Source organism: Methanosarcina horonobensis HB-1 = JCM 15518 (assembly GCF_000970285.1).
GTDB lineage: Archaea > Halobacteriota > Methanosarcinia > Methanosarcinales > Methanosarcinaceae > Methanosarcina > Methanosarcina horonobensis.
The window spans coordinates 4,468,859-4,491,694 of sequence record NZ_CP009516.1; the positions used below are offsets into that span (position 1 = coordinate 4,468,859).

The 22,836-nt window shown below is 42.7% G+C and carries 21 protein-coding genes and 1 pseudogene; 1 reads left to right on the forward strand and 21 read right to left on the reverse strand.

The window, feature by feature from the left end:
• Positions 1 to 65 precede the first annotated feature (65 nt).
• The 16 genes from MSHOH_RS19445 to MSHOH_RS19515 form a co-directional block, all read right to left on the reverse strand.
• Entirely contained in the window at positions 66 to 371 is a 306-nt protein-coding gene (locus MSHOH_RS19445; protein ID WP_052730942.1) for a hypothetical protein, read from the reverse strand.
• Entirely contained in the window at positions 371 to 1,105 is a 735-nt protein-coding gene (locus tag MSHOH_RS19450) for a fumarylacetoacetate hydrolase family protein (RefSeq protein ID WP_048142167.1), read from the reverse strand. The genes MSHOH_RS19445 and MSHOH_RS19450 overlap by 1 nt, the downstream gene beginning before the upstream one ends.
• Before the next feature lie 77 nt (positions 1,106 to 1,182).
• Positions 1,183 to 1,962 carry a dihydroorotate dehydrogenase electron transfer subunit gene (locus MSHOH_RS19455; protein WP_048142169.1) on the reverse strand — a complete coding sequence of 260 codons (780 nt, stop codon included), beginning with the start codon at positions 1,960 to 1,962 and terminating at the stop codon, positions 1,183 to 1,185.
• Complete coding sequence (locus MSHOH_RS19460; protein WP_048143666.1) at positions 1,962 to 2,867, reverse strand: dihydroorotate dehydrogenase; 906 nt, start codon at positions 2,865 to 2,867, stop codon at positions 1,962 to 1,964. The genes MSHOH_RS19455 and MSHOH_RS19460 overlap by 1 nt, the downstream gene beginning before the upstream one ends.
• A gap of 38 nt (positions 2,868 to 2,905) precedes the next feature.
• On the reverse strand, positions 2,906 to 3,859 hold the full coding sequence (gene hemC / locus MSHOH_RS19465) for a hydroxymethylbilane synthase (protein ID WP_048142170.1): 954 nt from the start codon (positions 3,857 to 3,859) through the stop codon (positions 2,906 to 2,908).
• Between the two features lie 81 nt (positions 3,860 to 3,940).
• On the reverse strand, positions 3,941 to 5,215 hold the full coding sequence (hemL, locus tag MSHOH_RS19470) for a glutamate-1-semialdehyde 2,1-aminomutase (protein WP_048142172.1): 1,275 nt from the start codon (positions 5,213 to 5,215) through the stop codon (positions 3,941 to 3,943).
• 395 nt (positions 5,216 to 5,610) lie between these two features.
• On the reverse strand, positions 5,611 to 6,585 hold the full coding sequence (gene hemB / locus MSHOH_RS19475) for a porphobilinogen synthase (RefSeq protein ID WP_048142174.1): 975 nt from the start codon (positions 6,583 to 6,585) through the stop codon (positions 5,611 to 5,613).
• A 96-nt stretch (positions 6,586 to 6,681) separates the two neighbouring features.
• Positions 6,682 to 8,028, reverse strand: a complete 1,347-nt coding sequence (gene hemA / locus MSHOH_RS19480; RefSeq protein WP_048142176.1) for a glutamyl-tRNA reductase — start codon at positions 8,026 to 8,028, stop codon at positions 6,682 to 6,684.
• Positions 8,029 to 8,216: 188 nt separating this feature from the next.
• Positions 8,217 to 8,879, reverse strand: coding sequence for a precorrin-2 dehydrogenase/sirohydrochlorin ferrochelatase family protein (locus MSHOH_RS19485; RefSeq protein ID WP_048142178.1), 663 nt, complete (start codon positions 8,877 to 8,879; stop codon positions 8,217 to 8,219).
• 77 nt (positions 8,880 to 8,956) lie between these two features.
• Positions 8,957 to 9,415: a siroheme decarboxylase subunit beta gene (gene ahbB, locus MSHOH_RS19490; protein ID WP_048142179.1), complete on the reverse strand. Its 459-nt coding sequence runs from the start codon at positions 9,413 to 9,415 to the stop codon at positions 8,957 to 8,959.
• A gap of 4 nt (positions 9,416 to 9,419) precedes the next feature.
• On the reverse strand, positions 9,420 to 9,968 hold the full coding sequence (gene ahbA, locus MSHOH_RS19495; RefSeq protein WP_048143667.1) for a siroheme decarboxylase subunit alpha: 549 nt from the start codon (positions 9,966 to 9,968) through the stop codon (positions 9,420 to 9,422).
• A gap of 11 nt (positions 9,969 to 9,979) precedes the next feature.
• Complete coding sequence (gene ahbD / locus MSHOH_RS19500) at positions 9,980 to 11,029, reverse strand: heme b synthase (protein WP_048142181.1); 1,050 nt, start codon at positions 11,027 to 11,029, stop codon at positions 9,980 to 9,982.
• Positions 11,030 to 11,328: 299 nt separating this feature from the next.
• Positions 11,329 to 11,793 carry a hypothetical protein gene (locus MSHOH_RS19505; protein ID WP_162197663.1) on the reverse strand — a complete coding sequence of 155 codons (465 nt, stop codon included), beginning with the start codon at positions 11,791 to 11,793 and terminating at the stop codon, positions 11,329 to 11,331.
• 148 nt (positions 11,794 to 11,941) lie between these two features.
• Complete coding sequence (locus tag MSHOH_RS19510) at positions 11,942 to 12,967, reverse strand: right-handed parallel beta-helix repeat-containing protein (RefSeq protein WP_048142184.1); 1,026 nt, start codon at positions 12,965 to 12,967, stop codon at positions 11,942 to 11,944.
• Positions 12,968 to 13,047: 80 nt separating this feature from the next.
• Positions 13,048 to 13,302, reverse strand: a complete 255-nt coding sequence (locus MSHOH_RS23240) for a hypothetical protein (RefSeq protein ID WP_082089428.1) — start codon at positions 13,300 to 13,302, stop codon at positions 13,048 to 13,050.
• A 4-nt stretch (positions 13,303 to 13,306) separates the two neighbouring features.
• Positions 13,307 to 14,212 carry a hypothetical protein gene (locus MSHOH_RS19515; protein WP_048142186.1) on the reverse strand — a complete coding sequence of 302 codons (906 nt, stop codon included), beginning with the start codon at positions 14,210 to 14,212 and terminating at the stop codon, positions 13,307 to 13,309.
• Positions 14,213 to 14,646: 434 nt separating this feature from the next.
• Between MSHOH_RS19515 and MSHOH_RS19520 the strand changes: the two genes are divergently transcribed.
• A complete protein-coding gene (locus MSHOH_RS19520) occupies positions 14,647 to 15,492 on the forward strand; it encodes a helix-turn-helix transcriptional regulator (protein WP_048142188.1) in 846 nt (281 codons plus the stop codon).
• Here the strand turns inward: MSHOH_RS19520 and MSHOH_RS19525 are convergent, their stop codons facing one another.
• From MSHOH_RS19525 to MSHOH_RS19545, 5 genes and pseudogenes are all read right to left on the reverse strand, one after another.
• A complete protein-coding gene (locus MSHOH_RS19525) occupies positions 15,493 to 15,933 on the reverse strand; it encodes a hypothetical protein (RefSeq protein WP_048142198.1) in 441 nt (146 codons plus the stop codon). It abuts the gene before it with no gap.
• Between the two features lie 475 nt (positions 15,934 to 16,408).
• Entirely contained in the window at positions 16,409 to 16,807 is a 399-nt protein-coding gene (locus MSHOH_RS19530; RefSeq protein ID WP_239451069.1) for a hypothetical protein, read from the reverse strand.
• A 2-nt stretch (positions 16,808 to 16,809) separates the two neighbouring features.
• Positions 16,810 to 19,180: pseudogene (locus tag MSHOH_RS19535) on the reverse strand (DUF3160 domain-containing protein).
• 104 nt (positions 19,181 to 19,284) lie between these two features.
• The gene (locus MSHOH_RS19540) at positions 19,285 to 21,543 is read right to left on the reverse strand and encodes a DUF3160 domain-containing protein (RefSeq protein WP_048143669.1); all 2,259 of its coding nucleotides are present in this window, start codon (positions 21,541 to 21,543) and stop codon (positions 19,285 to 19,287) included.
• Positions 21,544 to 21,849: 306 nt separating this feature from the next.
• A complete protein-coding gene (locus tag MSHOH_RS19545; protein WP_048142199.1) occupies positions 21,850 to 22,830 on the reverse strand; it encodes a hypothetical protein in 981 nt (326 codons plus the stop codon).
• Positions 22,831 to 22,836: the final 6 nt, after the last annotated feature.

Genomic DNA, 22,836 nt, shown 5'->3' on the forward strand with positions numbered 1-22,836 from the left:
GATTTCAGGAAAAGAACCCTGTAGCAAAAAAGCACACTCTGGAAGGGCCTTCAGGGTTAGAGCCTTTATTTTGGAATGGCAGCTTCAATTTCCCGGATACGGGATACTTTCTCATTGATCTTGCCGAGTTCACTCTCAAAGTCCTGCAGGAACTTAGGGACAGCATCCCCTGGAACAGCCCCCTGAGCTGAAGGTTTGATAAGGTTTGCCTGTTCGAGGACTCGAAGAGAATAGCGTACCTTATGGTTCTGCATCCCGGTAACTTCTGCAAGTTTAAGGATTCCTATGGGACCTTCTTCGATTACCTTTTTGAGTACAATCAAGTGGCGCTCTGTAAGGTCAAGCTCAGTTGCAATATGCTCAAGCAGCATCATACGACCTCGTTTCTAAGTGTTCCTATTCCCTGGATCTCAATTTCCACAGTATCTCCCCTATGAAGTTCTCCAACCCCGGAGGGTGTACCGGTAGCAATCACATCTCCTACTTCCAGAGTCATAATCTCGGTGATGAATTCGATAAGATAGGGAATGTCAAAAATCAGGTTTGAAGTGCTTGATGCCTGTTTTGTCACCCCGTTTACCCTGCAGGTAATGTTCGTATCTGAAATATCGATTTCTTCCGTAGAGACAATATAGGGCCCCAGGGCTGCAAATGTATCAAAACTTTTTGCCCTTGTCCACTGCCCGTCTTTTCGCTGGAGATCACGTGCGGTCACATCATTAAAGCAGGTATAGCCTGCAATGACATCCCCGGCCCTTTCGGCTGAGATGTTTTTACAGCGCTTTCCGATCACGACTGCAAGTTCGGCTTCATAATCAACCCTCGAACTGGATGGAGGGAAAATGATCTTGTCTCCATGCCCTATAACCGCAGAAGGAGGCTTTAAAAAGAGAACAGGGGTCTCAGGAATTTCCATGGAAAACTCTTCGGCATGATCCTTATAGTTCAGGCCGACACAGACAATTTTAGAAGGAAAGGAAGGGGGCAGAACACGAAGTTCCGAGAGTTCAAATGTCCCGGCAGAAGTTCCTCCATTGGGATATACCCGCCCATTCTCGATTTCTCCATAAAAAACGTTATCTCCTGACCTGAACCTTCCAATCATAGTTTTGCCTTCCTCGTCCTCTTTTTACGGAGCTTTTTATCCGCTTTCTTTCATTTTTTAAAAGGATATATCAAAACTTAAATTTTAACTCTTCGCCCGCTGGCATCACGTGAATATTTTCCGAGTTCCGAACCAATTAGTTGAACTCCTGAAAACACAGGTCCATCCTTACAGACCCTGAGTCCTGACTGATCAATGCAGCATGCCCCGCAGACTCCGATACCGCATTTGAAATAGCGGTGCAGGCTGAACTCTGACTTTTCCAGAACTTTCTTCTCTTCAAGGAGCCTGAAAACCGAAGCCATCATTATTTCAGGCCCGCAGACAGCAATTCTATCATAAGCTGCAACATCGAGGTTTTTGAGGGCATCGGTTACAAACCCTTTAACTCCTTTTGAACCATCATCGGTAGACACATATACCTTTCCGAGAGCTTCGAAGCGCTCTTCAAAAAGAAGGTCTCCTGCATTCCGTGCCCCAAGAACAGTATTCACTTCCGCACCTGCTGCAGAGGCTGCCTCTGCATACGGAGACAGGGGAGCAGCTCCGACCCCGCCGGCAATAATGAGTAATTTTTCATCTTTAGCAGGAAGAGTAAAGCCCTTTCCGAAAGGACCCCTGAGCCCGAAGGAATCTCCTTCTTTTAACTCGAAGAGTTTTGAGGTTGCCTCACCTACTTTCTGGACGGTTATGGAATTATTTCTGGAGAGCCCCATGGGAACCTCGTCCACGCCCCTGACCCAGACCATAACAAACTGGCCTGGCTCCATATCCTCAAACCTGTGGTCAAAGAAAAAAGTCCTGACCAGGGGAGATTCTTCAGTTATCTGTGTTATTATGGCATTAAGAGGAAGCATCAGACCACCTCGTGGGCAAGCCCTATGATTTTCTTTATATCCGAATAGCCTTTTCTCCTGAGGAAGGCTTCTATTCCCGAATCGATTTCAGAGAATACATCGACCCTGTCATATACCGCAGACCCGACCTGGACAGCTGCTGCCCCTGCCATCATCATTTCTACAGCGTCCTTCCAGGAAGAAACCCCCCCTACACCAATTACCGGGATTTCGAGAGCAGTGTAAAGGTCGTAAACACATTTGATGGCTACGGGTTTTACAGCTTTTCCGGAAAGCCCTCCTGAACGGTTTCCAAGCACAGGAAATCCGGATTCAATGTCAATAGCCATTCCTTTTACTGTGTTGATTGCAACAACAGCGTCCGCACCCCCGGACTCGGCTGCATTTCCGATGCATGTGATATCCGCAACATTGGGAGTCAGCTTAACCCAGACAGGGACATTAACAACGTCCTTCACTGCTGCCGTAACTGCCTCAACAAGGCAGGGATTCGAACCTATTGCAGCCCCGTAACCCTCAGCATGAGGGCAGCTCACATTAAGTTCGAAAGCATCAGGCTTTGAAGGAAGCAGGCCCTCGGCAACTTCAGCAAACTCGGAAGGAGTACCGCCAAAAATACTTGCAATCACAGGGGCTGCGGAGTTCTCTTTTGCAAACTCGAGCTCCTGAAGGAAGCCGGGATAGGAAGGATTCGGAAGCCCCATGGCATTTAAAAAGCCGCAGTCCAGCCTGATCATGCTCGGGTTTGGGTGTCCGGTCTTTGGGGCAGGACCTATTGATTTGGTCACAACTGCACCAGCTCCCCCTTCACGTGCGACCCTGCAGAGGGAAGCGCCGGTTGTCCCTAGCACCCCGGCTGCAAGAATAGTAGGATTTTTTAATTTAAGTCCGGTGAGAGTATACATTAAATAACTCCGTTTCCTGCCCACAGGCAGTTTCTGCATCAGTAGTCGTACGAATTTTCTGAACCGGATGCGTTTCTGGAAATCTGAAGGAGCGCTTCTTCAGCCAGCCTCCTGCCTCCCATTTCCACAAGCCTGTGCCCGAGTTCCCTGGCTTTCTCAATGCCACCGCGCATAGGGATAAATTCATCAATCCTGACAGCTTCCCCGCCGTCAAGGGAAAGGACTTCAGCCCTAACATGAATTTCTGTTTTATCGGGTGTAATTTCAGCATACGAGCCTACGGGAGTTGTACAGCCCCCTCCGAGCTCTGAAATAAGGATACGTTCAATTTCGGTAGCAATCCGGCTCTCGGTATGGTCAAGCATGGAAACTGCGGCTTCAGCTTCAGTACCTGCTCTTGTTACTATTGCAACCGTACCCTGGTTAGGGGAAGGGCAAAAAAAGTCAGGGGAAAGGATTTCTCCTTCGATCTCCCAGCCCATGCGTTCGAGACCTGCTTTTGCGAGCAGAATTCCGTCATACTGCCCTTCTTTAAGTTTTCTGAGCCTGGTATCGATGTTGCCTCTGAGATCCTGGGTAATAAGGTCAGGCCTGTACCTCTTGATCTGGGCAGTCCTTCTCAGGGAACTGGTACCTATAATGGACTGTTCGGGCAGTTCGTCAAGAGGAGTCCCGTCATATGTGATCAGGACATCAAATGGGGTGTCGCGCTTCAGAACCGCAGCAGTAGGAAGAGTCTGCGGACGGATCGTGGGCATATCCTTCATAGAATGGACAGCGATATCGATTTCTCCTGCAAGCATAACATCGTCCAGCTCCCGGACAAAAGCCCCAACTCCTCCGGATACGGCATGCAGAGGGCGGTCAGTAAACCGATCTCCGCTGGTTTTTATTATCTTAATACTGGTTTCAACGCCCTGCTCTTTAAGCAGGTTTGCAACATTTCTGGTCTGGGCAAGCGCAAGCTGGCTGCCCCGGGTACCTATTATCATGTAGAATCCTCAAACGTTTTCAAACATAAGTTCTGAGAAACATAAGTTCTCAGAAGTATGATTTTTCAGAGATATAAGTTCTCAGAGATTTTCCATATAAGCTTCAAGGGTCTTTTCAATATCTTCGTCACTGTGGGCTGCAGATATGAAATTGGTCTCAAACTGGGACGGAGGCAGGAAAACCCCGCTTGCAAGCATCCTGTGGAAGAAAGCAAGGTATCCTTCCTTGTCACATTTCAGGACCTCCTGATAGTTATGAGGCTCGTCCCCGAAGAAGATCTTGAACATGGAAGCAATTCCGCATACATTGTAAGCAAGCCCTTCATCCTCAACGATTTCGGAAAGTACAGCTCTCATGTAGTCTCCTGTCGAATTCAGTTTTTCATGAACTCTTTCCTCTTTCAGGTAATCAACCATGGCAATGCCTGCAGCCACGGAACACGGGCTCCCGCTGAAGGTTCCTGCCTGGTAGACAGCTCCTGAGGGTGCGATCATTTCCATAATCTCACGCTTACCTCCGAAGACTCCTATGGGTAGACCTCCGCCCACTATCTTTCCGAGGGTGGTCATGTCAGGCACGACCCCGAAGTATTCCTGCGCCCCTCCCATTGCGAGCCTGAACCCTGTGATGACCTCATCGAAAATGAGAAGCACATCGTTTTCTTCCGTGAGTTTTCTGAGCTCTTCAAGGTATCCCGGCAATGGAAGAACAGGCCCTATATTGCCAAGCACGGGTTCTATGATCACTGCTGCAAGGTCATCCCTGTTCTTTTCAACAAGCCCGGTCATAATTTCAATATCATTGTATGGAGCCTGCAGGGTATGCTTCGTGAAATCTGCAGGAATTCCAAGGGAATCGGGTTCTCCAAGGGTCGTAGCCCCGGAACCTGCCTTTACAAGAACGGCGTCATGAGCACCGTGAAATCCGCCTTCGATCTTGATGAATTTATTTCTACGTGTAAAACCGCGGGCAAGGCGGAGGGCACTCATGGTTGCTTCCGTGCCTGTGGATACGAAACGGAGCATGTCAATGCTGGGATAATAGCTTGCAACCTTTTCAGCAAGGTTCACTTCAAGCTCGGTAGGTGTCCCGTAGAGCCAGCCCTTATCAAGCTGTTGCTTGATTGCTTCCTTTATTACCGGGTGGTTGTGCCCGAGGACAGCAGGACCGTAGGCGAGGCAGTAGTCAATGTATTCGTTTCCGTCAAGATCCCTTATCTTTGAGCCATCCGCCGACGCGGTATAGAAAGGATAGGGCTTGATTGCTCTCACCGGGCTGCTAACCCCGCCCGGAATAAGGGTTTTTGCTTTCTCATACATCTGTCTGGACTTCTCAAGTGTAACCTCAGATATCATGAAATCTCACCGGATGGACTTAACTTTGATAAAGGGGTGTAAATAGTTAAATTGAGTAACTGGTTAAATTTAATGGATTAATCAAAGTGAAGAAGCTTCGGAATAATTCCGAATTATAGTAAGCTCTGACTTATAGCAAGCCTCTGGATTAAGCTAATTCTCTTTTCTGTGCTCCTTACTTATCCTTATAACAGAGCCTTCCCCTATTAAGCAGTTATTGATAGAGGTAGTTATCATGACTGCATACAGGTAGTTATGATGATCGAATATAGTAATTATGATGGTTGCATACAGGCAAATTAACAGGCAAATTCAGAAACAAAATATAAAAAGGAGGGGAAAAGAAAAACCTGAATGAAACCCCTTAAAAACAGGAATGCATGGAAAAGAAACTGTTATTTCAACATTCGAGCAGCATCTTTTGCAAAGTAAGTAATAATGAAATCCGCCCCAGCCCTTTTGATAGAGATAAGGGACTCATAAATAGCTTTTTTCTCATCAATCCACCCATTGGCTGCAGCGGCTTTGATCATAGAATACTCTCCGCTTACATTGTACGCGGCTGTTGGCATGCCAAACTCGCTCTTGACCCTGTATATGATATCAAGGTAAGGAAGAGCAGGCTTTACCATAAGAATATCCGCCCCTTCTGCCACGTCAAGGGTTACTTCCCTGAGAGCCTCATCGCTGTTTGCGGGGTCCATCTGGTAGGTCGAGCGGTCTCCGAAGGAATAACCGGATTCGGCAGCTTCCCTGAAAGGTCCATAGAAACAGGAGTGGTACTTTGCGGCATAGGACATAATTGGAATGTTCTCAAATCCTCTAAAGTCAAGTGCCTGCCGGATTGCATCTACCATTCCGTCCATCATTCCGGAAGGAGCTACCATGTCGGCTCCGGATTTTGCATGGCTCACGGCAATTTTTCCCAGGACTTCGAGGGTAGGGTCATTAAGGACTTCTTTGGTTTCAAAATCAATTATCCCACAGTGCCCATGGCTTGTATATTCGCACATGCAGATGTCCGTGATCACCACAAGCCTGTCTCCGAGTTCAGCTTTGATCCTCCTTACAGCTTCCTGGACCACATCGGCTTCCCCGCAGGAAGAGCTGCCCTCAGCGTCCTTGAATGCTGGAACTCCGAAAAGGATCACTGCAGGAATCCCGAGGTCTGCAATCTCTTTTGCCTCATTTGCAACCTCGGAGAGGGGGAGGTTGTATATTCCCGGCATGGAAGAAATCTCTACAGGTGAATCGAGATTCTCGTTCACGAAAATAGGCATGACCAGGTCGTCCACGGATAAGGTGGTCTCACGCACAAGGTCCTTGATCTTCCCTTTTCTCAACCTTCTCAACCTGACTTCTGGAAACATGTGATCACTCCTGAAATTAAAAGTTTTACCTGTAAATTGATTTAGTTTGATTATTTTTACCTGTGAATTAATTCTGTTTTACGGTACGCTTTGACTTTAATCTTTTACAGCGTACTCCTCTTTAACCGCTGCCTGTTCTTTTGTACAGCCCGGTTCTATTTGTTCGAACTTTACCTGTTTTATTTTTTCAAGTTTTACCTTATCCTTTTCGAGGCAGAAGACCCTTGAGACCACATCAAGAAACTCTTCGTTTCCCAGTTCTGCAGCCTGACGGAGGACTTTGGTAGGTTCTGCCAGGATCTTGTTAACAATCGAATGAGTAAGGTCGTCAAGCACCTCGATTTCGATATCTCCTATAGTATGATATGAACTGAGTCGGTTGACTGCCTTTTGCCGCTCCCTTATGCGGACGTCATAGACCTGCTTGTAAAGCTCGGAAATCAAACGGTCGGCTTTCTGGCGCTTGTACTGGAGATTCAAAAGCCTGATCTCTTCCTGAATAATGGCTTCAGCCTTTTTTGCCTCTTCTTTTCGCATCTTCAGGGTTCTTTCACTTATGACCCTAAGGTTATCAATATTGCAGAGTTCGACGTTTTCGAGCTCCACAACGGATTCCTCAATGTCTCTGGGATTTGCAATATCGATAAGAAGTAGCTTTCTTTCCCTGTCATTTATGGCCTCTTCAACGATTTCCCGAGTAAGAATGTAATGGGGAGCTCCGGTGCCGCTGATCACGACATCAGCGCCCGGAAGGTAGTCCCTGATATCATCAAGCCTGACTGCGTGTCCGCCGAGTTCGTAGGCGATTTCTTCAGCTTTCTTGAAGGTACGGTTTGCAATGTAAATGGCTTCGATGTCTTTTTCGGCAAGAGCTTTTGCGACCAGGACTCCTATTTCCCCGGCTCCGATTACAAGCACGGATTTTCCCGTAAGTCCTCCGAAGATATCTTCGGCAAGGTCAACAGCCGCAGAGCCTATGGAGACCGAACCTTTATTGATTCGGGTCTCATTCCTGATCCTTTTGCCTACCTGAATAGCCTTATCAAAAGCTGTATCAAGAATCTTGCCGGTTGTTCCGGCTTTCTTTGAATAAGCATAGAGGTCCTTTATCTGCCCGAGGATCTGGTCTTCTCCTACAATCATGGATTCAAGCCCCCCTGAAAGCCTGAGCAGGTGTTCAAGGGACTCATCATGCCCGTAAAAGTCAATGATATGGGTGGAAGCTCCCATTTCTTTTGCAAAAGAGAAAAGTACACTGCTGCTCTTGGGGGAAACAACGTAGATTTCAACACGGTTGCAGGTTTTTAAGACGACGCACTCGTACACATACTCATGGTTGTACAGGTTATGGAGCAGCCCGTCCAGATCTCCGTGCCAGGCGGACTCCATTTCCTCAACTTTTGCTTTTTTATGGGATATAACCATACTTGAGATTTCTGTCACAGAGAGCCTCCGGATAGAGTGAATAAGGAAATAGAATGAATAATATAAGGAGTTGTAGATTAAACTTTGTCCGGAAATCCTCAGCCATTTTTCACCAAAGGGTTTCCATTAAAGGATAATTGTTCGAAGTTGTTAAAGATTGTTTGAGACTATTAGATGTTGTTAGAGATTACCGAAATCGTTAGAGATTATTCGAGATTACCTGAAATTATTGAATATGCTTCTTTTGCTGCCTTTTCATATGATTCTGAAAAGCCATTCCAGACACTTTTGCTTTCAAGGACTTTCCATAGAAGGGCTTTCCTTTTCTTCTGTTCTTTTACGTTCAGCTTGAGGTAACTCCTGAGTTCGTCCTGAAGCCGGATCATATCGGAATATGCAGGAGTTATCACACCTTCTATTTGCCTGCGGGTGTATTTGGAGACCGCAGGACTGTGCCCGAGGGTGGAAATCCCTATCACAAGGTCTCCTCTTTTGATGACTGAAGGGATTACAACACTACCTAAAGCATCCACCTGATTAATCAAAATATCGCTTTCCCCTGCAATATCAGTGATCTTCCGGTTAAGGTCGGAACTGCTCGTTGCAGGGATAACAAGAAAAGCACCTGAAATGATTTTCCTGAGTTCGGAGTCATCTGCTGCCGTAAGGTCAAGTCTTGACAACCTGATCTGTCCTGATGCCTCAAGTTCCTGCAGCCTTTCTGAAAAGTCGAGGCTGACAACAATGGTGTCCGCACAGCCGCAGAAAAGTTCAGCCTTGCGTTCTCCGACAGACCCGCCTCCGAAAATCACTATTTTCCTGCCTGAAAGGTCAAGCATGAGGGGGAGAAAGTTGTTTGCTTCAGCCATCTTCAGGAACCTCGAATATAAAATACTATACCTGGGATATAAAATACATCAATAAGAATACATTAATCAGTCAGCCTTTAAAGCCTAACTCCTGTTTTCTTGAACTCTTTTTCACTGAAGAAAAGGGTGTAGTCCTTAATTCCGGTAGCTCCCGAAATTTTCTCAGCCACTTTTTCGCAGTCTTCGGGGTTATAGGAATGGACCATTGTAAACAGGTTATACTGCCAGTCAGGATAGCGGGGGCGTTCATAACAGTGCGTAACTTCGGGAAATTCAGCCATGATATTCCCTACCGTTTCGATCTGCTCATCAGGAACATTCCAGACACACATTGCATTTGCTGTTATGCCTATAGCCCTGTGCCCTATTGAAGCCGCAAAGCGACGGATCTTCCCAGCCTTCTGGAGGTTTTTAAGCCTGTCAACAACCTCCTGTTCACTGATTCCAAGTTCGGCAGCAAACCCTTTGAAAGGAGAATGAGTGATAGGAATTCCGTCCTGCACGAGTTTGAGCAGTTTTACATCCGTTTTATCCATAATTTCACCTGATATCAAACTTGACCTGAATCTTAAACAGGTGCTTTGTAGGAAGATCAAGAAGAGGACAGCCTGTTTTCTCCCTAATTTCGCTGAGAATTTCCTCAAGCCTGTTTTTATTTGGAGCCGAAAGCGTGAACCAGAGATTATATTGTGCAGCACTCCTGAGATAATTATGGGAAACTTCGGGATACTCGTTAATAAAAATAGCAATTTCCTCTATGCGGGACTCAGGCACCTTCAGAGCTACAAGAGTACTTACACCCCCCATATTTCTCGTGCTGAGGACAGGGCCTACCCTTCTTACTGCCCCTTTCCTGTTGAGTTCACGCAGCCTTTCAATTACCTCAATTTCCGGAAGCCCGAGAATCTCGCCTAACCTTGCAAAAGGTTCGACTTCGAGGGGGACTTCCTGCTGGATAAAGTTGAGGATTCTTTTGTCCGTCTCATCAAGTTCTATTACCGGAACTTCCCTGTCAGTATGATCCATGTCACAGGAAAAATCGGCAGCCTCTTTCCGGAGCTGATCTTTTAAATTTTCAATGCCAATCATCTGGATCACTATTACTTTTTTCCGGGCCTGTATATGCAGTAAGGCTCTTCTTCGAGATAGTCGCCTGTAGCAGCGTAGGCTCTTGCCCTGCAGCCTGCACAGACTTTTTTGTATTCACATATCCCGCACTTTCCTTTAAGCTCTTCGGGATTTCTCAGTTTCCTGAAGACCTCGGAGTCCTCCCAGACTTCTTTGAAAGGCTGTTCCCTGATATTTCCGGCAAGTACCGGAAGATAGCCGCAGGGATAGACCTGTCCGACACTCGATACGAAACAGAACCCAGTCCCTCCAAGGCAGCCTTTTGTCATGGCTTCGTAGCCGTGGGTTTTTACGGAGATCTCGATGCCTTCTTTTTTTGCCCGCTGGCGCATGATTCTGAAATAATGAGGAGCACAGGTCGCTTTCAGCTGAATTTCCGATTCTTTCTGCATATCATAGAACCAGTGCAGCATGCGCTCGTAGTCTGCCGGGGAAACTTCATCAGACTCTTCTCCTCTGCCTGTGGGCACAAGGAAAAAGACATGGTAAGCAACTGCCCCGAGCTCTTTTGCAAGCTCAAAGGTCTTTGGGATTTCTTCAAGGTTGCGTTTCGAGATTGTTGTGTTGATCTGGAAAGGAAAATCCGCTTTCCTGAGGACTTCGATGCCTGCAAGCGTCCTGTCAAAAGCCCCTGGCATGCCGCGGAATTCGTCATGAGTCTTTGCGGTAGCTCCGTCAAGGCTGATGCTGAGACGCTGGACTCCGGCATCTCTCAATTTTTTCACAACCTCAGGCGTTAGAAGGGTCCCGTTTGTTGCGAGAACTACACGAAGCCCGGCATCTGTTCCGTACCTGGCAATTTCAAAAACGTCAGGTCTGGTAAGAGGCTCGCCTCCGCTCAGGATGAGGATAGGTTTTCCAAGCTCTACAACCTCGTCAATGAAATGTTTAGCTTCTTCGGTTGTAAGCTCGCCTTCGGGAACCGAGGAGGTGGAAGCTCCCCTGCAGTGCACGCAGTTCAGGTTGCAGCCCGCAGTAAGTTCCCATGCAATAAGCCGTGGTGAATTTGTCATGGCAATCATAAATTAATGGTTTATATTATGGAAGTCAGAGTTAGTGAATTTATAAATTCAAGATTCGGAGATTTGCACCATTAGAGAATTGAATATAGGTCAGGATCAATATGACTTAAAGTTAGTATAATTGAAACTTGAGAGGTCATATTAATAAAGTAATATTAATATTCTGCCATTTCAAACGGTGACCTGTAAAAAGAGAACAGAAAGTCAGGTATTTATCTGACTGGGACCCGAGTTTTTACGATTAAATAGTCAAACATCTGCCTGAACAGGGAGAAAAAAAAGGTAAGATCAGAAGTTGTTCAGGTTGATATCAGTTGCTGCCACCCTCCAAGTTGTTCCCACCTTAACTCTTCTCCATATGGGTTCGGATAATCAAATTCTCGTTCGAACACGATTATTGTCTGAACGTCGTACTCCATGTTATTTTCTAAATCGAGAGTAGTTTCGTATTTGAATGGTTTTCGGTACGTTAAAATAATATCTTCTTCATAAAGTAATGTGTAAGGTATTTCTTCGTCTTCATATGGTTTATATTCCCTTGAGAGTATCTGGATTCTGGTCGGGATAACATCAGTTTGTGAATTTTCAGCAAAACTGTATTCATAGGCCTGTTTATCTCTATAATTAATATCCGTTGACAGAGTAACCTGTGTATGTGTCTCATTAATTTTAGAGGAATTATACCAGCTGAAATCAGTAATTTCTACATTGTTCCCGGAAAGACCAGATTCAAACGGGAAGTACCAGGCAACAATTGCAATCAAAGATATTATAGTTAAAATGCCTAAGCCTATAAGGGCTTTTTTCAACAGGGATCTTTTCTGTAAGTAATATGCAAGACCGGCTCCTGCCAGAAGAATAAGGATATAAATTGGTATGGAGGAAGAAGGTAGGTTATCGTCTCCTTTTTTATTATTTAAAAAAATATTCTCCTTGATTAGTGTTGTTTTTGTTTAAATTTGAGTAGAAGTAGAATAGCCCATACTCATTATTAGAGCTAAAAGTATTGTTTGTAACAAGATTATTGCTGGAATCTCCGATTGAAATACCATTGGAATTATTAGATAAACTATTTATATCTAGAATATTTCTATCAGAAGATAGAAGATAGACGCCAGAGTTTCCATTTTCTATGAGAATGTTATCTTTTAAGTTATTTGACTCTGAGATCCATAAAAGAAAGCCAGATTGTTTGTTGTTACCAGCAATGTTATCCACTATTATACTTTCGAGAGAGACGGTTAGACAAAGCCCGTACTTGTTCGTGAAAAACTGGTTATTTGTTAAGTTATTGGCACTTGATTTCCTGAGAGCAATTCCATAGTTTTCATTATTACTGGCATTGTTGTTGGCTAAAGTATTTTGATTTGATAGATTCAGGTAAAGCCCACGTTTATTTCCAATGATGAGATTGTTCGTCAAATCATTGTCTTTCGAATTAATCAGATAGATTCCATGCAGAGTGTTTGCGAATAGAGTATTATTCTCAATGCTGCATCCGGAAGAGGTATTTAGAACAAGGCCATCCTGAACATTTGAAATGATATTATTTTGAACAAGCGAGTTACTGACCCCGTCCAATAAGATTCCCAAGGTTTGATTTTCACTGCTGTTCCCGGAAATTGTCAGGTTGGTTATTTCTACATTGTCTGATGTAACATGGATTATCGGTAGAGAAGAGAAGTCAGGGTTTATAATTACATCTTCCGGGTTGCGAGAAATAGAACCGATTTTTAATTGTTTATCGATAGTAAGAGTTTCCGAATAGTTTCCTTTGTAGATCAGGATTGAGTCATTTTCCTGTGCAAAGTTTATTGCTTCCTGTATAGAAGAAAAATTACTATTCTCATTATTAATATCCACCGTAATCGTAGTAGCAGATGCGCAATTGATTGTAAAAATAATCAGCAATATCGTAGAGATATTTTTAAGTTCCATACCATAACGTCCGGCATAATTACATAGGTAAAATAAGGAGTGAACTAAAAAGTTCACTTCAAACTTTTCATTTCATACTCTTATCCCAAGTAGTAATATCCAATTGAGGAGCTATCACTTGCTCCTATGTACTCATAGACATTTTCTTCGTAGTTGAAAGTAGTATCAGCTGAATTATACCAATACATCGTATTTGATCCAGTCCAAGTATTTGGATCATTTAATTGGAAGTATGGATTTACACCGTCGGAGTCGTATCCTCTAAGAACTACTGCATGGCAAACACCCCATCTGCTTTCTTCTATAAGAAAGAACGGTCTTCCGCGATCAATCATATCTTCAATTTGATCGATAGTATAGGAGAGTGATGGAGAGTGATCCAGTTCTTAAACCTTTGATTAAAGATACTCCTTGATGATCCAGATAATCTTGAGCTTGTCCAGCACTCATAGGAGCACAACCATTATAATCCCAGATGCTCCATATAGTTGGATGGTTACCGGACCAGTATTCTTCAAGCATTGCAGCAGAAGCCTCACCACAAGCTTGGCTTGCAGCATCGTAGTCTCCTTCTTCTGTGTATATCTCCCATTGACTTCTTTGAGGAACAGTCAGGAATTTACTGCTTTTGATTGTTGCAGTTGGACTAACATTTTCATACATACTGATAGATGATCCCAAGAGACCTATTTCACATTCAATTCCGTTCTTTACAACTTTCCCAACAATGCATCCGTTTCCATCTTCATAGAATTCTCCATGTAAGTTGTATTTTCCCTTTTTATCTTGAAGATCGACGTAAGTTGCGTACATTTCTCTCGCGCCTTCATAACGGGTCATTGTCATGTTGTCTACTTTAGAGTAAATAGGTTTGGCTCCTTCTGGAACATCCCATCCTATGAATACTTGAGTTGCTTCACCGGATAATTGAACTTTCTCCTCTTCTCCATCAAGTGGGATTATGCCCTCAAGAACAACAAAGTTGTTCTTATCGATGGTGCCTGATAGATAAGCTGTCGCTGATTTTTTAGTAGTGTTTGCTGTGCTCAAGTCAGTGATCTTTTTGTCATCTAGAGGAATTATCAGAACCCCATCTTTTTGATCCATTGTTAAGGTAACTTGTTTGATATCTGAGCTATCAGACAATGTTTCTTCTTGGGCGCTTACCATTGGTACAAATGCCATGCTTATCAGCAGCATTGCGGTGAGTAGCGCGCCAGCTCCAAATTTTCTGTTTGCAATCATTCTTTTACCTCGTGATTTTATTCCCGAGGCAAGAACAGACAAACCTTAAGTACCCTTAAAACTATCATTTCCTCACCTCAGGGCATGTGAAGTTCAAATGTGCTCTGGAAAGTTTGTTTGGACTTCACATTCAAAAATGTCTCATAACCTTCTCCTATACATTTATTACGATGATGAACTTTTCATCAGCCCGATTGACATTCATTAAACCAGTCCTCTTTTTCATCAAAAATGACGGAATTTCAGAGCTCTAACTGACATCTGAAATTCAACCCACTTTTAGCAAATAACCTGCATATTCTTTCCTTCACTTAGCTATAAAATTAACAAAAAAGGTGGCAATATACATGCCCTAACAAAAGAAAAGAATATATTATGTCAAAACAATTTAATAAGAAAGCGAGGAAAAAAATATATAGATGCGGCGACAGGAAATGAACGGATTCGAAATTTATAAGAAAATGGACGATGACGCTCAGGCAGTACATAGGTCAAGACTTCTAACAGAGATACTTCTATCGTTAAACGAAGAAAGCAGAAAGCTTTCCCAGTTATGCGAAATTACCGGGAGCACGTCCCAGGCACTAATTCCAAAGCTCAGGAGACTGGAAGCAGATCATTTGATAGAAACAAAAGAACGCGAATATTTCCTGACACCGGCAGGAAAAATTGTGGCTTCAGGAATAGCTGACTCTTTTGTAATATTTTGGGCGATTAATAAATTTAAGCATTTCTGGTTGAGACATTACCTCGAAGAAATTCCCAGTCCTCTGTTAAAAGAAATAGGATGTCTTCACGAGTCTGAAATCCTCAAGGATCGAGGCATGAAAATCCTTAATGTTTACAACAACCAGTTAGAAATGATTAAAGAAGCAGACCATATATATGGTATATCGTCTGTGGTAACCGAAGGATATGCTGATTCTATCTCTGAAAGAGTGAAAGAAGGAATCCCTGTTGAGCTTATAGTTTCTCTTCACGTTGCAGAAGAATTGAAGCGATCACCTTACGTAAAAAAACTAGCCACATTGAAAGGTTATAAGAATTTTAAGTTAATGCTTATGAACGAAGATATTAAAGTGGGACTTATTGTTACGGATAAACGTCTTTCTCTGAATCTGTACAAAAAAGAAGGTATTGAGTACGACATAAGCACAGGCCTGTTTAGTTCTGACTCGAAAGCTATCGAATGGGGAGAGAGGCTTTTCTGGTATTGTAAAGGGAAAACAGATTTCACAAAATTTCAATGGCGTAAAACTTGTCAGAGAATACCTGGATAATCATCTTCTAAAACCATTTCTATCTCTACCAGTTTCTATCTTTACCATTGTCGTTATTGGATACCTGTTTTCCCAATCTATAACTATGATAGCTGTGCTCCAACGATGTAAAGGTATTGAAACATTTGCTTCTTCAGTTCCATTATCCAGTGTAGTCCTGAATGTATACTCTTTCATATTAACAGAATGTAGAAGACTAGACGGCTTTGCCTCATAAATCGTTTCGTTTGGATGCAGCCTGTATGATTCTTTGAATATGGAACTGTTATGCGAGTCCAATACTTCTACAGTTACTTCATGGGCCTTTGTATCGTTATTTCTGATTTCAAAAAAATCAGGTAAGGCTGGACCGCCTGCAAGAAGCATCAACGCATAATAGCCCACAATTGCAACTACGGGTATGATCAGCAAGAGAAAAAGTATTTTTTTAAGACTTTGCATTTAAAATCCCTTCTATTATAGAAGAAGATTTGATATCTCCTTCAAAATCTCCAAAAGGAGTACTCCTACTCCAAACCCTTTACTATTTATCTATTTCACTTCTGACTATTTCCTGGAAAGCTAGGATCAGGCAAGTTTTAATTATTCACAAAGTTAACATAAACCCATGCCTCGGACAAGATATGGATCAGGATCAAATACACTCTGGAAGTCGTTTGAACTATATAAACTGTTTTTCTAACACATTCTATATAAATTATAAAGTTTTTAGTCAGATTGCCAGACAATTCATGCTTAATTTATGACTGTATATTTCAATAGTAATACTTCATATGACAGATTGTATGATACTTGAATGGAAGCATAGTGTGTCTATGGCTGCTGTCAGTATTTTCGAGGAGAGGAAAAAGCACCTAAAGATTTATAAAGGGCTTTTCTCCTGAAAACCGCGTTTCGGATCACGCCGGATCACGTCTTAAGTGTCATCTTCTAAAACTTCTTTAATTACAGTTTTTGTAGTCCATTCAGGCAACTCGTCAACCTTTTCAATAGATATCACCGTCCCGTTTGGAGTGTCAACAGTTATCATGCAAAATTCTCCACCGGTCATTTGTGAATAAGTTGATGTTACAGACCCGTTCAGTGAGTCAGCTTCCCTGTAGAGGTTTTCCAGAGAGTCATCCGGTCCGATGGTTTTTAATGTACCATTTTGCATTTCAACAGTTATTTCGTGGACATACCAGCCGTTAATCCGAATATATCCTATAGACTCCCCAGTTTCATTGAAAATTGCACCTGCACCTGAATAGTTCCCTTTTGTCAGGTTTTGAAAACCGCTATCATTAGCATATAAAGGAGGTGTTAAGAATAGCATCTTTACACCTTAAAAGACTCAACCCATTCCGGTCTTTCAGGAGGGTTATTGTTCAGCATTATCCTCCATTCTTCATCAGTCAACCTTTTTCCTGAAGGCTGCCAGAATTCATAATAACTCATTACAGGACCTGCTCCAAGAACGATCCTGCCGTCAGGCTGTTTATAAGCCACTACTATCAGATCCAGTTTTCCGGTCCCTTCTTCCAAAACGCTCCCCGAATTTGTATAGACATCTGCAACCATAACAGAGCTCTGGGCGTCACCATCGATGTCCTCAAGCATCGGAGCTATGTTCTGGTCGAAATTTCTAATGAGTTCATACTCTTCATCCGTCAGCTCTTTGTTTTCAAGTTCTTTAATAGAGATTTCCAGTAGTTTTTCAAGAGTGTTTTCAAGAGTTGAAAAATCGTTATCCGACTGCTCATCAAGTACTTTCATTTCGGCCAGCCCGGAATGTGCCATTTTTGTAAGAGCAAGCATCCTGGCATAGAATTCGGGAACCGGCTCCACATATCCTTGAACCGGTTTCTCCTCAGGCGGCACGTAGGGAGCACCTGTAAAGTAAGCCTGCTTTGCATAGAGGATAGTATCATGCCTTAGCTCGGCCCAGGAGGCAAGGGCGGTGTTAAGCTGCTTATCTTCCCAGGCTTCGGTCTGCATAAAAGTAGGATAACCCGCCGGATAACTTACAAGGAGAGGCTTTAAAGCATACAATTGAGCCCAGTAGAGATTTTTATTCCAATCATCTTCATTAAGAGCTCCAAATTCATATTCAAGAGATCGATAGCGCACTTTATAATCTTCGTTTTCGGAAATGCTCAGGTTTATAAGATGTTCTCTGGCTCTTTCAGAACCGAGAAGATACATTATATTCAGAGCAGGAGTACCGAGCTTATGGAGAATATAGGAGTCTGGGACGTATCGTTGACCCATGAACCTGAAACCTTTTGTAGCATCAAGAGTTTCGTTTTCAGTTTCGGAACTGCAAGAATTATTTTCCCTGTTCCGCCATAGATTTTCGGACCTTCATATTTTTCCAGTTCCACTTTCAGTGCCGTGAGAGTTTCGTTGTCGAAGCTTACTCTTTCTCTATCGTCCCCAAAAACAGCATCAAGAGCTTCTGCATATTCATAGGGCCCAAGGTCATCGGAAAAACCAACATAGAAAGCTGTTACATCGTAGATTCGATCCCATCTGGCCCGGAGGTTTTCGTCCCTGTCAAAATGGTCAGAAATTAAAAGGGCCTGAAAAGTCTGAACTCTTGCTTTCTTATCTAATTCTTCCAATGCTGAGCTTTCTGTCATTGATTCTTCTGTTGTTGATTCTTCTGCTGTTGATTCTTCTGCAGTAATCATGCCTGACCGGAGCAGCATACTTATTCTACCGTGCCACATCATGGCCTTGAAGTAGTTCATCAGTTTTTCAGAGGATGTGTAGTGCCCTCTTGGGACGTACTGAGAGTAATCTTCTTGATACAGGAAAATCGGGGAGGTCTCAAAACCTTCGTGAGCTTCTATCAAAGCGAGTTCAGCTTCAACGTTTTCTTTTACAAATGAAGGGACTTCAAAGCTATGTTTTTCGGAACCCTGATCCTCTGTAGATTTGGCTTCGATCCTGTTTGGATCTGATTTCCCTTCAAGCAAACTAAGAGCAACTGCAAAATATGCAACATTTCTTCTTGCAGCTTCTGTTACTTCTTCATCTGAATTGTTTTCTTTTGCCTCGTTATAGTCCTCTATGGAAGCTTCAAGAAAAGCTTTGTCAAGTTCCCAGAGCTTATCGTAAAACTCCTCTTCCTCGATTCTCTTTAAAGTCTCATCAAACTGGATATGGTAGAGATGAAGAAGAGAATCCGTTGTGACGAAGATCGGGACACCAGCCACTTTAAGGCTCCTGTAAGTCGCATTTACCTGCTCCGCTTTAAATCGATTATTAGTAACATCATTTTCAATTACAACAAACCCATTTTTGTACAGTAAGTTCCTGTTTTCGTTTATAAGGGGAATCTGTTGAGTGAAAAGATAATAATTCTCAAGCTCCGAAGCCTTTAGAGGCAAAGAATAAGCGGGGACATCAGCCTCAAACTGCAGGTTTTCTTTGCTGTAATATCTGGAAAAGGAGCTTTCCTTTTCAATTTCAAGGGTATTGCTCTTTTCAAAAAATTCTCTACAGGAACAGTTTCCCAGGTATTGTTAAACGAAACACCCAGTCTATCGGTCATTTCTTTCTGGCGTGTTTCTGTAACAGGGTCGCTATTGCTGGCGTTCAGGTTATCAGCCATTTCTTCCAATTCGGTTTCTTTTACTGTCCCGCTGCTGTCAATGCAGCCGGACCCAGAAACAAGTGTTATCGCCAGCAGGAAGATAACCATCAATGCATTTATTTTCAAGTGAAATCCCTCACATCTTGATTTTGATTTTAGTAAACAGGCTCAAAAAAGAAAGTGAAAAAAGAAGCTACTGAGAATAGTATCTTTTATCCCCTAAAGGATTCAACCCATTCCGGCCTTTCAGGAGGGTTATTGTTCAGCATTATCCTCCATTCTTCATCAGTCAATCGTTCTCCTGAAGGCTGCCAGAATTCATAATAACTCATTACAGGACCTGCTCCAAGCACGATCCTGCCGTCAGGCTGTTTGTACGCTACTACTATCAGGTCCAGTTTCCCTGTCCCTTCTTCCAGAACACTTCCTCCCGGACCTGTATAAACATCTGCAACCAGAGTGGACATCTGGGACTTTATATCCACATTCTCAAGCATTGGGGATATATTCTGATCGAAATTTCTTATGAACTCATACTCTTCATCCGTAAGCTCTTTGTTTTCAAGTTCTTTAATTGAGATTTCCAGCAGCCTTTCAAGGGTGTTTTCAAGAGTTGAAAAGTCTTTATCCGACTGCTCATCAAGCACTTCCATTTTAGCAAGCCCGCTATGTGCCATTTTTGTAAGAGCAATCATCCTAGCATAGAACTCAGGCACTGGCTCCACATAACCCTCCACAGGCTTTTCTTCCGGAATTTGGACAGAACCTGTGAAGTAGGCCTGCTTTGCATAGAGAATAGTATCATGCCTGAGTTCTGTCCAGGAAGCAAGAGCTGTATTAAGCTGTTTATCTTCCCAGGCTTCGGTCTGCATGAAGGTAGGATAACCTTCTGGATAGCTTACAAGAAGGGGCTTTAAGGTGTATAATTGAGCCCAGTAAAGGTCTTTGTTCCAGTCTTCTTCATCAAAAGCTCCAAATTCTTTTTCCAGAGATAGGTGGCTATTTTTATGTTCTTCACTTTCAGAAATACCCATGTTTTTCAGGTGCTCTCTGGCCCTTTCAGAACCGAGAAGATCCATGATGTTCAGGGCAGGAGTACCGAGCTTATGGAGAACATAGGAATCAGGGATGTAGCGTTGACCCATGAACCTGAAACCTTTTGTAGCATCAAGAGTTTTGTTTTCAGTTTCGGAACCTGCAAGAATTATTTTCCCTGTCCCGCCGTAGATTTTCGGACTTTTATATATTTCCAGCTCGGTTTTCAGTTCTGCCAGGCTTTCATTATTGAAACTCACTCCATACCTATTCCCCCCAAAGACAGTATCCAGAACTTTTGCGTATTCATAGGGCCCGAGATCGTCGGAAAAACCGACATAGAAAGCCGTTACCTCGTAAATTCTATCCCACCTGTCTCTGAGGCCTTTGTCCCTGTCAAAATGGTCAGAAATTAAAAAGGCCTGAATAGTCTGAATTTTTGCTTCCTTTTCCGGGTCTTCTGAAGAAATCATTTCCGGCTGAAGTAGCATACTGATTCTGCCGTGCCACATCATAGCCATAAAATAGTTCTTCAGTTTCTCAGAGTGAGTGTAATGTCCCCTTGGGGTGTACTGAGAGTAATCTTCTCCGTACTTGAAAATTGGAGATATTCCTCCCTCCTGTTCCTCTATCAGGTGCAGTTCAGTGTCTACATCTATTTTTACAAAAGAAGGAATTTCAAAACTGTATTTTTTTGCTTCCTGAGAATCGAATAGTGCAATTTCCCCAAAATTCTCCCATGATTGCCCTATCTGGTCGGATTTCGGTTCAAGAAGGCTCAAAGCAACCGCAAAATATGCTACATTTCTTCTTGCAGCTTCTTTTTCTAGTCCTGATGCACTGTCATAATCCTCTACGGAGGCTTCAAGGAGAGCTTTGTCAAGTTTCCACAGCTCATCGTAAAATTTCCCTGATTCCGCCCTTTTTAGCGTCTCATCAAACTGGATGTGATAAAGGTGAAGAAGAGAATCAGACGTAATGAAAATAGGAACATCAGCCACTTTCAGGTCTCTGTAAGTATCATTTACCCGTGTGTTCCCTGCTCCGGGCAGGTTTTCAATAGCCCGATTTTCAATTACAACAAACCCATTTTTGTACAGCAAATTCCTGCTTTCGTTCGTCAGGGGAATATTTTGGATGAAATCACCATAGTTTGAAATTTCGGATGCCTCAAGAGGTAAAGAATAAGTGGGAACGGAAGCTCCAAACTGTAGATTTTCTTTACTGTAATATCCAGAAAAAGAGCTTTGCTTTTCAAGTTCAATAGTATTGCTCTTTTCGGAGAAATTTTCAACAGGTGAAGGGGCAGAGGTGTCATAGAAAAAGGTATCATTGGATATATTATCCAGGTTATCTGTAATCCCTTCCATGCCGGTTTCTTTAACTGGTTCACTACTGCTGTCAATGCAGCCTGATCCAAATATCAATGAAACCATCAGTAAAAAAATAACTATCAATTCACTTATTTTCAAGTCGGATTCCTCACATTTTGATTTTAAAAGGCAAATTCATAAAAATAAAAATTAAATAATAAGAAAATTCAGGCAAGATATAACAATTAGAGAGTAACAGGACTAATTTTTTAATATAATTACTCCGAAAATTAACAATAATGTTGCACATAACCCAATTGCTACAACATGGTTGATGTCCTCTATTGGAAATGCAGTGATTTTTCTGTCGTTTACTTGAGTAGAGAAATTTAATGTAGAATTTTCTAATCCACCACTACTGCCTGAAACCTAGCTGAAGGACTGAAAATGTGAATCGTCATAAAGGTAATCAAAACGGACCATGCCTTTCTTGTTGTAGAACACAACGGAAACACCATCAAGACCGGCTTTAATCGCATGTTCTTTCATAATATTGCAAATTTCGTTAAGTTTATTCTTTGAATAAACCGTTTCCTCTTCTTTATAATAAAGTTCTATTGGAAAAACTTCATCCATCATCTCTGAACCGTAGGAAATTATCGGCCCTTCAGGGTAGAAGTATGGCTTTATTTCATCAAGAGAACTATTTTTTATAACTTGTAAGGATGAAGAATTAGACAAATAATAGTAAAGCACCGGAAATTCAACATCTGTCAGTTGAACAACGTTCCTGCCAAATGTAGAATTACTTTCAGGAAAATAGAACATTGCCGGTTTATTCCAGAGACAAAACATAACCGGGACTTCATCAAGTCCGGCTTTAATCGCGTTATTTTTTACAATGTTGTAGATTTCTTTTAACTCATTTTCTGAATAGATAGTTCTACTACCTTCATAATCATAGAGTTTAATCAAGAAATACCCGGGCATAGGACCGGATCCGTAATCGACTATCGGACCATCAGGATAGAGGTAAGGCTTTACTTCAAAAATAGAACTGTCTCTTACATCCTGCAGGGTTGAACTGAACTCAGCCAGCTGAGAGGTGTTTTTAATTTCCGGAACACTTCCATACGCTTTTAGCACACTGGGGTCGTATATCTTACTTTCAGGATCAGTACAGTTTTTAAGAGATTCTTTACTTAACTTTGAGAGCAGGGAGATTATTTCCTCCGGGTTATCGTGCCAGGAATAGTATGGCACATTATACATGGGTATTTCTGACCAGTGAATTGTTTTCTCTGTAATTTCATCCTGGTCAGGTAAATAGAAACTATCTGCAAGTGCAGGTTCTGAAAGCAGGATTAGAACCAAAAAAACAATAAGTAGTCTTAATGGTTTTCTACTCATATTATC

Bases quoted from the DNA above. Each gene is read 5' to 3' on its own strand.
- MSHOH_RS19445 (WP_052730942.1), bottom strand. From the start codon at position 371: ATGCTGCTTGAGCATATTGCAACTGAGCTTGACCTTACAGAGCGCCAC.
- MSHOH_RS19450 (WP_048142167.1), bottom strand. From the start codon at position 1,105: ATGATTGGAAGGTTCAGGTCAGGAGATAACGTTTTTTATGGAGAAATC.
- MSHOH_RS19455 (WP_048142169.1), bottom strand. From the start codon at position 1,962: ATGCTTCCTCTTAATGCCATAATAACACAGATAACTGAAGAATCTCCC.
- MSHOH_RS19460 (WP_048143666.1), bottom strand. From the start codon at position 2,867: ATGTATACTCTCACCGGACTTAAATTAAAAAATCCTACTATTCTTGCA.
- hemC (WP_048142170.1), bottom strand. From the start codon at position 3,859: ATGATAATAGGTACCCGGGGCAGCCAGCTTGCGCTTGCCCAGACCAGA.
- hemL (WP_048142172.1), bottom strand. From the start codon at position 5,215: ATGATATCTGAGGTTACACTTGAGAAGTCCAGACAGATGTATGAGAAA.
- hemB (WP_048142174.1), bottom strand. From the start codon at position 6,585: ATGTTTCCAGAAGTCAGGTTGAGAAGGTTGAGAAAAGGGAAGATCAAG.
- MSHOH_RS19485 (WP_048142178.1), bottom strand. From the start codon at position 8,879: ATGGCTGAAGCAAACAACTTTCTCCCCCTCATGCTTGACCTTTCAGGC.
- ahbB (WP_048142179.1), bottom strand. From the start codon at position 9,415: ATGGATAAAACGGATGTAAAACTGCTCAAACTCGTGCAGGACGGAATT.
- ahbA (WP_048143667.1), bottom strand. From the start codon at position 9,968: ATGATTGGCATTGAAAATTTAAAAGATCAGCTCCGGAAAGAGGCTGCC.
- ahbD (WP_048142181.1), bottom strand. From the start codon at position 11,029: ATGATTGCCATGACAAATTCACCACGGCTTATTGCATGGGAACTTACT.
- MSHOH_RS19510 (WP_048142184.1), bottom strand. From the start codon at position 12,967: ATGGAACTTAAAAATATCTCTACGATATTGCTGATTATTTTTACAATC.
- MSHOH_RS23240 (WP_082089428.1), bottom strand. From the start codon at position 13,302: ATGATTGATCGCGGAAGACCGTTCTTTCTTATAGAAGAAAGCAGATGG.
- MSHOH_RS19515 (WP_048142186.1), bottom strand. From the start codon at position 14,212: ATGATTGCAAACAGAAAATTTGGAGCTGGCGCGCTACTCACCGCAATG.
- MSHOH_RS19520 (WP_048142188.1), top strand. From the start codon at position 14,647: ATGAACGGATTCGAAATTTATAAGAAAATGGACGATGACGCTCAGGCA.
- MSHOH_RS19525 (WP_048142198.1), bottom strand. From the start codon at position 15,933: ATGCAAAGTCTTAAAAAAATACTTTTTCTCTTGCTGATCATACCCGTA.
- MSHOH_RS19530 (WP_239451069.1), bottom strand. From the start codon at position 16,807: ATGCTATTCTTAACACCTCCTTTATATGCTAATGATAGCGGTTTTCAA.
- MSHOH_RS19540 (WP_048143669.1), bottom strand. From the start codon at position 21,543: ATGGTTTCATTGATATTTGGATCAGGCTGCATTGACAGCAGTAGTGAA.
- MSHOH_RS19545 (WP_048142199.1), bottom strand. From the start codon at position 22,830: ATGAGTAGAAAACCATTAAGACTACTTATTGTTTTTTTGGTTCTAATC.